Raw genomic sequence first — 9,389 nt, 5'->3', positions numbered from 1 at the left:
GCCTCCACCGCCGCCCCCTCCCCCGGACTCGCCACCGCCGCCCTTGGGCGAGTCCAGCCAGGCGTTGAGGACGATCACCGCCACGGCGGTTCCCGCCACGAACAGGACGAGGGGAGTGGCCGCGGAGTCGTCTCCGTCCATCACCCGCCTCAGGAGTCCCATTCCGACGAAGGCCACGAGGAACATGCCCGCCACGAGGCCCACAAGCAGTACGAGCACACCTTTGCCGTCCATCGGCGCCTCCAGGGGGCATGGGGGCCATCACGGTAGGCCACCGCGGGACCGCCGCGAAGGGGGATGGCCCCATCCGGCCACGGGTGCGGCCAAACCGAAGCCCACTGCGAGAGCGGACCGGTGACCCGTGGGCCGCTTCAACAACCGCGACCTCGGCGTCCTTCCGAAGCGGGAGGCAGACTCAACCGCGCAGCCGGGCGTTGAGCCGTGCGGCCTGCCGCGTGAGGTGGTCGCGTTCGGGCAGGTTGGGCGCCGACCGGGCGGCCTCGGCGTAGAGCCGCGCCGCGGTGGCCGGGTCGCCGTCGCGCTCACGCAGGTACGCGGCGGCGGCGCTGTGCCGGGGCACGGAGGGGTCCACCTCCGCCAGGGCGGCCAGCCCCGCCCGCGGGCCGTCGGCCTCACCGACCGCGACGGCCCGGTTGAGTCGGGCCACGGGGCTGTCGGTGAGGCGCACCAGTTCGTCGTACCACTCGACGATCTGCGCCCAGTCGGTCTCCTCGGCCGTGCGCGCGTCGGCGTGGAGGGCGGCGATCGCGGCCTGGGCCTGGTACTCGCCCAGGCGGTCGCGGGCCAGGGCCGACTGGAGCACGCCGACGCCCTCGTCGATCATGCGGGTGTCCCACAGGCCGCGGTCCTGCTCGGCGAGGGGCACCAGCCCGCCGTCGGGTCCGGTCCGCGCCGGGCGCCGGGCGTGGTGCAAGAGCATGAGCGCGAGCAGCCCCGCGACCTCCTCGTGGTCGGTTCCGGCCGCCAGTTGGCGGGTGAGCCGGATCGCCTCACCGGCGAGGTCGACGTCTCCGGAGTAGCCCTCGTTGAAGACCAGGTAGAGCACCCGCAGCACTGTGGCGACGTCGCCGGTCCGGTCGAACCGGACGCCCGAGACGGTCCGCTTGGCCCTGCTGATGCGCTGGGCCATGGTCGCCTCCGGCACGAGGTAGGCCCGCGCGATCTGGCGCGTGGTCAGGCCGCCGACCGCGCGCAGCGTGAGCGCCACGGCCGAGGCCGGTGTCAGGGACGGGTGCGCGCACAGGAAGTACAGCCGGAGCGTGTCGTCCACCGCCCCGCCCGGACCGGGCGCGGGTTCGGCCTCGACGCGTACCTCGCGGTGCCGCCGGGAGGTGTCGGCGCGGGCGGCGTCGAGGAACTTGCGCCAGGCCACCGTGACCAGCCAGCCCCGGGGATCGTGCGGCGGGTGGCCCGGCCACACGCGCACGGCCTCGACCAGGGCTTCCTGTACGGCGTCCTCGGCCGAGGCGAAGTCCGCTCCGCGGCGGCCGAGGACGGCGATCACGGTGGGGGTGAGGGTCCGCAGAAGGGCCTCATCCATGGTGTGTCACTCCGTGATGGTCGGGGGCGCGGTCAGGAACGGGCGCACCTCCAGCCACTCGTGGATCGGTTTCCCGCCCGCCCCGGGCGCGGCCGACAGCTCCCCGGCCAGTTCGACCGCCCGCTCGTAGTTCTCGACGTCGATCACCATCCAGCCGGCGATCAGGTCCTTGGTCTCGGCGAACGGGCCGTCGGTGACCGGCGGCCGTCCCTCTCCGTCGTAGCGGACGAACGCGCCCTGCGGTGAGAGCGCCTGGCCGTCGACGAACTCGCCGGTGCCCTCCAGCCGGTCGGCGAAGTCCCGCATGTAGCGCATGTGGGCAGAGACCTCCTCCGGCGTCCACTGGTCCATGGGCACGTCGTTGACGGGTGCCGGTGCGCCTCGGTAGTGCTTGAGCAGCAGGTACTTGGCCATGATCTCCTCCGTGGGTCGCTCTCGTGGCCCGCGCGGGCCGGGTGCGGTGCGGCCCGTCGCGGGCCGTGTTCACTCCGGGGACGGAGCCGCGCACGGGTTCTCGACATCCCGCGGCGACTTTCTCCGACGGATTTCTCGGTGTCCGCTTCCTCCACTGTGCCGCAGGACCGCGGACGGGTGCGGGAAGCCGCTTCGCGTCGTGTGCGTCCGACGGCGTGGGCCTCGCCTTCGGAGGAGCCGGCCGCGCCCGCCGCTCCCCCGCACAGACGGCAGAAGGGAGAGGACTGTGGGTCGGGGCGTCAGAACGAACACCCGAAATCGGCCCTGACCTGCCCTGTCAGCGCCACCTGCCCTGTTCGCACGCTTGGCCGGACACCCCGGCGAACACCCCGGACCGCGCTGACAGCCCTCCCCTCCCGGCTGACACGGGCCTTCCCGGACAACGCGCCGTGGCTGTCAGCACCGCGTCGACCGTGCCGCCAGCCGCGGTAGGAAGCGCTTCGGAAGTGCCGCCGCCTCGGGCGCCATCGTTCGGCCGGGCCGGTCGCGGACGGGGCACCGCCTAGTGACGGACCCTGTGGTGGTTCGTTGAACGCTTCGGCCGCACTCGTGCGGTCGGTGGAAGGCCTGGTGTGTGAGTGAACAGCCATAACCTGTTCTCAGGGACGGTTTGGGGACGCTCTACAACGGCTGCGACCGGGGATCGCCCTGTGCTCGGACGCTGTCGGCTGCTGGCCTGTGGAGTATATGAACAACCCGCCAGCGGCTCCTTTCGAGCCTGCAGTACTCGAAGTCGGAGGAGTCGTTCCGGCACGCTGCCGATCCGAACCCTGTCCGCTTGTGGACGTTACCGGCACAGGGGGGGCGGCGGCTATTACCGCGTCCTGTCGGCGCGGGCTTCAAACGGGTTTCCGGGTAACGGCGATCAGCGCCGGCGTCTCGCGAACCCGGTTTCGAAACGATCCGGCCCTGGACCGGGCCAGCAAACCGGCACCGGCACTCCGCATCGGAGCGCGACACGGTCGCCCAGACTCATGAGGCGCGCCAGGCGATGCGCACGGCCGCAGGAAACAGCCGGTCCGAAGCCCGCCCGGAAACGGCAGGGCCCCTCGTTCCAAGGACCGACCGCGGCCGTGGGGCAACGAGCGCCGTCATGCCGAAGCAATGGTGCGCCGGACAACGGACCTGCGGGAGCGGCTGACGGTGTTCCGGTTCCTGACTTGCGCTCGGGAGACGCATTCGGAGGAGGGCGCGGACCGCCTCATCGAGGCCCTGGAAATATAAAAGAAAGCGAGGGGAAACAATCCCCGGCCGCGGTTGCGCAATCCGAATTCCACACCAAATCTCCACCCTTCCGGTTGACAACTTCCCGCGCCACAGTTATTGTCGTCGCTCATGTCGAAATTCGCATCGTCGGCGCAAGGCCGATCCGGGCGCGGGCTCACAAGAGGACCTACGGCCCGAACCGCGCCCGGCGGCCCGGCCACCCCGCTGGTCCGACCGGCGCGGTGGGGCCCGGGAACGACCGGCGAGCGGGCACGCTGACCGGTCGGCGGAACGGTGAGCCGCGGCCGGGAGCCGTCCAGGACATCCGACCGGTACCGCGACGAACGGTGACCGGAGCTCCCCGACATCGGCGCGCGCCAGCAGGGACACACGTACTGTGCGGCGGCGCACCCGACGGCGGCGGCTGCTAGTTCCGCCGGGTCCGGGCGACGTGGCCGCCGGTCCTCCCGCCCTTTTCGTCAACCTTTCCGGCGTGCGTTCGTGCCCCCGGGCACGGTTCGCGCCCCTGCTCCATTACTCGTGAGGCTGTGTTCGCCATGCCCGAAGAACCGTACAAAGACAAAGAGCAGACGAGCCGCCACGGCAAGGATTCCGAGGATGGAAAAGGCGGTGAGCGGGTTCCGGGCTCGCGGGGCCGGACGGGCCACGCCGCGCTCGGAAGCCTGGACTACCAGCACCCCGCTTACCCCCACGACACACACCCGGTCCTCGTCCCGGGCATCTCGATCGACGACCAGCGCCGCAGCTACCGGGTCGACCGGCTCGTCTTCGCGATCGCCGGATCGCTGACGGTCGCCTTCGTCGTCTGGGGCATCTGGTCGCCGGGGAGCGTCGCCGCGGTCGCCGAGACGGCGTTCTACTGGTCGACCGACAACCTCGGCTGGATGTTCAACGTCGTGGCCATCGTCGTTCTCGTCGCCACCTTGGGCATAGCGTTCTCGCCCTACGGGAGGATCCCGCTGGGCAAGGACGGCGAGCGGCCCGAGTTCAGCACGTTCTCCTGGACGGCCATGCTGTTCGCCGCCGGACTGGGTGTGGCGGTCCTGTTCTGGGGGCCCTCGGAGCCGCTGGGCTACTTCATCTCACCGCCTCCGCTGACAGACGAGCCGGAGTCGGTCGAGGCCCTGCACACGGCCCTGGCCCAGATGTACTACCACTGGGGCTTCCACGCGTGGGCCGTCTACGCGCTGGTCGGCGGGTCCGTCGCCTACGCCGCGTACCGCCGCGGCCGCCCCCTGCTCATGTCCTCGATCTTCCGCGCCCTGTTCGGCCGACGGCTCACGGAGGGTTTCGCCGGAAAGCTCGTCGACATCTTCGCGATCATCGCCACGCTCTTCGGCACCGCCGCAGCCCTCGGTATCGCGGCGATGCAGATCGGCTCCGGCGTCAGCATCGTGTCGGGCGCCGGGGACCTCACCAACAACACCCTGGTCGTCATCATCGCGGTCCTGACCGTCGGCTTCGTCATCTCGGCGGTCTCGGGCGTCGCGAGGGGCATCCGGCTCCTGTCGAACGTGAACATCGTGCTCACGATCGGCATCGTCGCGGTCTTCCTCTTCCTCGGCCCCACACTGTTCCTGCTGAACCTGCTCCCCTCGGCGGTCATGGAGTACCTCGGCTCACTGTTCGACATGATGGGCCGGTCGCTCTCGTGGGGCCCCGAGACGCAGGAGTTCCAGTCGCTGTGGACCGTCTACTACTGGGCGTGGTGGATCTCCTGGTCGCCCTTCGTGGGCATCTTCCTCGCGCGCATCTCCCGCGGCCGCACCATCCGCCAGTTCACCCTCGGCACGATTATCATCCCGTCCTCGCTGCTCTTCGTCGCCTACGGGGTGATGGGCGGCACCTCCATCTGGATGTACCGGGAGGGAGCCCCCGGTCTCACGGAGGGCATGCCCGCGCCCGAGGTGCTCTTCGTCCTCATCGACAACCTGCCGTACGTCGAGTGGCTGCCCTTCGTCGTGATCGTGGTGCTCGCGATCTTCTTCATCACCGCCGCCGACTCGGCGTCGGTGGTGATGGGCATGCTCACCACGCAGGGGGACCAGAACCCGCGCCTGTGGGTGGTCGTCTTCTGGGGCCTGGTCATGTCGGGGATCGCGGTCGTGATGCTGCTTCTCGGCGACGCGACGGCGTTGACGGGCCTGCAGCAACTGGTGATCGTCACCGCGGTGCCCTTCGCGCTCGTACTGGTCCTCGCCGTCGTCGCGTGGTTCAGGGAACTGCGCACCGATCCCCTCACCCTGCGCATGCACTACATCGACACGGCTATGGACAACGCCGTGACCGAGGGAGTGGACCGCTACGGCGACGACTTCTCCCTGAAGGTCGTGGAATCACGGCCCGGGGACGGGGCCGGGGCGGGTATCGACTCCACCGACGAGAGCTACACGGAGTGGTACCAGCGCACCAACGAGGAGGGCGAACCGGTCGGCTTCGACTTCGGGACCGGGGAGTGGGCCGACGGCTACGACCCGGCCGCTGGTGAGACCTCGGAGACCACCCCTGAAGGGGCCGTAGCGGCACGGGAGGACCGCGACGGGGTTCCGGAGGCCGGGGCCGTGCCCGAGGAACGCTGACTCCACCGCCCCGGCCTCCGCCGTTCAGCCGACGCCGGGTGCCGGCCCGCCCCGCCCGTCAGACGCCGGACTTCTCCAGAAGTTCGTTCGTCAGCTCGGCGAGGCGACGGCGGTACCCGGGGTCGAGGGCTGCGGGGACGGAGGGCGGTGTCTCCACGCCGTCGTCGAAGTGGCGTCCGCTGACCCGCTCCAGCTCGGGGGCGTCCACCAGACGGCGGGTGGCGGCCACCCCCTTCTCCAGGGGGTCGTGGAACTCCACGCCCGCGGCCCTGGTCAGGGAGGTCTCCATGTAGGTCCCCGGGTGCAGGGAGTTGACCGTGACCCCGCTGCCGACCAGTTCCCCGGCCAGATCCAGGGTGTGGCTGACGAGGGCCAGCTTGGACCGGCGGTAGGCAGCGGGTTCGGTGAAGCCGCGTTCGAACTGCGGATCCTCCAGGTCCAACTCCTGCTGCCCCCGGGAGGCGATGTTGACCACCCGCGAGGGAGCGGACCGGCGCAGCAGCGGCAACAGCTCCCTCGTGAGCAGCACTGGCGCCAGGTAGTTGACCGCCAGGCGCAACTCGTGGCCGTCGGCCGAGGTCGTGCGCTCGGCGCCGTCGATCCGGAAGCCCACCGCGGCGTTGTTGACGAGCACGTCGAGCCTGTCGTGGCGGGCGGCGACCTCGGCGGCGAGCCGCTCGGCTCCGGCGAGGGAGGAGAGGTCGGCCCGGTAGACCTCGCCGCCGGTGTCCGCGGCGACCTGCGCGAGCCGTCCGGCGTCGCGGCCGTGGAGCAGGAGCCGGTGCCCCGCCCCCGCGAGGTCCTCGGCCAGGGCTCGGCCGAGTCCGTCCGACGCGCCGGTGACCAGGATGGTGGCCATGTGGGTGCCTTTCACAGAAGGGGGCGCCGCCGGTTCGGCCGACCGCGCGCCCCTACGGTATGACGACCACCACCGGCGGTCAACAGAGGTTGACATCGGCCGATGTCCGCCGCCCTGGTGAGGGGCCCGCCCCGCAGGCTGGGGGCGGGGCGACCGCCGCCGCGCGGCCCGGACGGCGGTTCGGGTGCCGCGGTGCCGGAAGCCGCGAAGCCGTTCGGGGGCCGTACTCGTACAGGACGGGTCGGACGGGGCGTCGGAAACCGGGCGGATACGCTGCTGAGCGGGGAGGTCCGCCGCTTCAGCGGCGACGGGCTCCCCGCTCTCTCGCACTCTCGCGGCGCGCGTCCGCGATCATGGGAACGGTGAGGTGGACGGCCATGGACAAGCCGCGTGGGAAGGACTCGTTCTCGTTGCTGTACAGAACCGGGTTCCGTATCAACTACGCGCTCCTGCACGTCATGGGCCCCGCCTCCCTGACCCCCGAGACCGATCCGCAGCACCGTGCGAAGAGGGAGTACGAGCGCCGGCGTGGGCTCCACCGGGAGTGGAAGGCGCACCAGCGGTCCCGGTAGCACGACCGTGCGGGAGGTGTTCGCCGAGGCTCCCGCGACCCGCGGGGGGTCGGGGCGCCCGGCCGCCACACCCGCACCGCACACGTGAGGGAGAAGACTTGTTCACCGGCCTGAGCGCCTTTCCGCTGACCCCGTTGGATGACGACCGCTTCGACGAGCGGGCCTACGCGGGGCTGATCACCCGCCTGTCGGAGGCGGGCGTGGACTCCATCGGCGCGCTGGGCTCGACCGGCTCCTACGCCTACCTGAACCGTGAGGAGCGCCGCCGCGCGGCCCGGACGGCGGTACAGCACGCGGACGGCACACCCGTGGTCGTCGGTATCGGCGCGCTGCGCACCTCCCAGGTGCAGGCCCTGGCCCAGGACGCCCAGCAGGCCGGTGCGTCCGCCGTGCTGTTGGCCCCGGTCAGCTATCAGCCGCTCACCGACGAGGACGTGTTCGAGCTCTACGCGACCGTCGCCGCCGAACTGTCGGTGCCCCTGGTGGTCTACGACAACCCGGGCACGACGCGCTTCACCTTCTCGACCGGACTGTACGCGCGCGTCGCCTCGCTGCCCGCCGTGGCCGCGATCAAGATCCCGCCGGTTCCCGCGGACCCGGCGGCCGCCCGCGATCGTGTGTCGGCGGTCCGCGCGGCCGTGCCCGACCACGTGAGCATCGGGGTCTCCGGTGACGGCGTCGCCGCGACGGGGCTCAACGCGGGCTGCCGGGCCTGGTTCTCCGTGATGGGCGGAACCCTGCCCGCCGCCGCTCTGCCCCTGGTCCGCGCCGCCCTGAGCGGTGACGCCGAGGGGGCGGCGGCGGAGTCGGAACGGCTGCGCCCGCTGTGGGAGTTGTTCGCCTCCCACGGCAGCCTGCGCGTGATCGCCGCGATCGCCGAACGCCTGGGGCTGGTGGCCCCGCGCTGCCTGCCCCGCCCGATCCTGGGACTGCCCGCCGCCGAGCGGGAGCGGGTGGCCCGTGTGGTCGAACAGCTCGGCCTGGCCTGAACAGCGCCGGTGGGGACGCCCCCCGGGAGCGTGTGGCCGCGCCTGCGTCCCCGGCAGCCGCTCGGGCGCGGGAGAGGAGGAACGGGCTCTCGGAGCCGACTCGCACGGGCCGCTCGAAGCCGTTGCCCACGACGGTCCCCGAGTCCACCGGCTCCGGAGGCAGCCCCCAGCGGTCCGCGCCGCGACACGGGAAATACGGTTGCGGCCGGGACGCACCGTGCCCAGAATGTTCCGGTGCGGACCCGAGAGACCACACTCGACCTCGGCCACGAGGCCCTGGCCGCGCTGGACTTCGGCGGCGCGGGCGCCCCGGTCCTCCTCGTTCACGGCAGCGGGCACAACGCGGCCGCCTGGACGGACGTGGCGGCCCGTCTGACCGACCGCTGCCGGGTCGTCGCCGTCGACCTGCGCGGACACGGCCGGACCAGGGCCGACTCCCAGGACGCGGAGCAGTACTGGCGCGACCTCGCCGGTGCGGTCCGGGCCCTCGGCTGGGAGGACCCCGTCCTGGTCGGGCACTCGCCGGGCGGTTACGCCGTCACCGCCGTGGCCGCCGGCGGGCTGGTCCGCCCCGCCGCGGTGTGCGTCGTCGACGGGCTCGTCCTGGACACCCGGGAGGAGGCCGTGGCCGACCAGGAGCGCTGGACCACGCCCGAGGCGATGGAGCGGTTGCGCGCCCGGTTCGGCTACGGATGGTCCGCCACCCCCGAACAGGCGCGCGAGTACATCGAGCGCGGTGCGCGGGAGGCCCCCGGGGACGAACTCGACAGGGACTGCCGCCCCGGCCTGGTGCGCGGCGTGCTGGAGCGCTCCTTCAGCGAAGACCAGCACGCGCGGCTGCGGCGTCCGACCGCCGAGCAGATCGCGGTGATCAGCGCCCCCGCGCCGGACGCGGCCGTCTACCCCAGCGTGGACGTCTACGAGCGCCTCACCCGCCCGCTCACGGTCGTCCTTCCCGACCGGGGCTTGTACGCCGCGCGCCGCGACGAGGTACGGGCCGTCGTCGCCGCACGCCCGGAACGCGCACTCGTGGAGATGCGCGCGCACCACAACGTGCCCATGGCCCGCCCGGAGGAACTCGCCCGCGTCGTCTGGGACGCCGTGCGCGCCCGACCCACCGCATAACCG

At 72.0% G+C, this 9,389-nt stretch carries 7 protein-coding genes and 1 pseudogene; 4 read left to right on the top strand and 4 right to left on the bottom strand.

The genetic code is table 11. The annotated features are described in order from the left end of the window. The 3 genes and pseudogenes from ABD54_RS06975 to ABD54_RS06965 all read right to left on the bottom strand — a co-directional run. Positions 1-234, bottom strand: a pseudogene (locus tag ABD54_RS06975) (hypothetical protein); the annotation flags it as partial. A gap of 181 nt (positions 235-415) precedes the next feature. Continuing rightward, positions 416-1,561, bottom strand: coding sequence for an RNA polymerase sigma factor (locus ABD54_RS06970; protein ID WP_047868587.1), 1,146 nt, complete (start codon positions 1,559-1,561; stop codon positions 416-418). Positions 1,562-1,567: 6 nt separating this feature from the next. Then, entirely contained in the window at positions 1,568-1,975 is a 408-nt protein-coding gene (locus ABD54_RS06965) for a YciI family protein (protein WP_047868586.1), read from the bottom strand. A gap of 1,823 nt (positions 1,976-3,798) precedes the next feature. Between ABD54_RS06965 and ABD54_RS06960 the strand changes: the two genes are divergently transcribed. Then, entirely contained in the window at positions 3,799-5,841 is a 2,043-nt protein-coding gene (locus tag ABD54_RS06960; RefSeq protein ID WP_047868594.1) for a BCCT family transporter, read from the top strand. Positions 5,842-5,899: 58 nt separating this feature from the next. On the opposite strand, the gene ABD54_RS06955 is transcribed toward ABD54_RS06960, so the two are convergent. Then, positions 5,900-6,700 carry an SDR family NAD(P)-dependent oxidoreductase gene (locus tag ABD54_RS06955; protein WP_047868585.1) on the bottom strand — a complete coding sequence of 267 codons (801 nt, stop codon included), beginning with the start codon at positions 6,698-6,700 and terminating at the stop codon, positions 5,900-5,902. Between the two features lie 377 nt (positions 6,701-7,077). Between ABD54_RS06955 and ABD54_RS06950 the strand changes: the two genes are divergently transcribed. The 3 genes from ABD54_RS06950 (at position 7,078) to ABD54_RS06940 (ending at position 9,386) form a co-directional block, all read left to right on the top strand. After that, positions 7,078-7,272 carry a hypothetical protein gene (locus tag ABD54_RS06950; RefSeq protein ID WP_047868584.1) on the top strand — a complete coding sequence of 65 codons (195 nt, stop codon included), beginning with the start codon at positions 7,078-7,080 and terminating at the stop codon, positions 7,270-7,272. A gap of 98 nt (positions 7,273-7,370) precedes the next feature. Beyond that, positions 7,371-8,261: a dihydrodipicolinate synthase family protein gene (locus ABD54_RS06945; RefSeq protein ID WP_047868583.1), complete on the top strand. Its 891-nt coding sequence runs from the start codon at positions 7,371-7,373 to the stop codon at positions 8,259-8,261. A gap of 234 nt (positions 8,262-8,495) precedes the next feature. Beyond that, entirely contained in the window at positions 8,496-9,386 is an 891-nt protein-coding gene (locus ABD54_RS06940; RefSeq protein ID WP_047868582.1) for an alpha/beta fold hydrolase, read from the top strand. Positions 9,387-9,389 lie beyond the last annotated feature (3 nt).

Source organism: Nocardiopsis sp. RV163 (assembly GCF_001029525.1).
Taxonomy (GTDB): domain Bacteria; phylum Actinomycetota; class Actinomycetes; order Streptosporangiales; family Streptosporangiaceae; genus Nocardiopsis; species Nocardiopsis dassonvillei.
The sequence above is the reverse complement of the archived record's forward strand: the minus strand, read 5'-3'. Positions and strand labels throughout refer to the sequence as shown.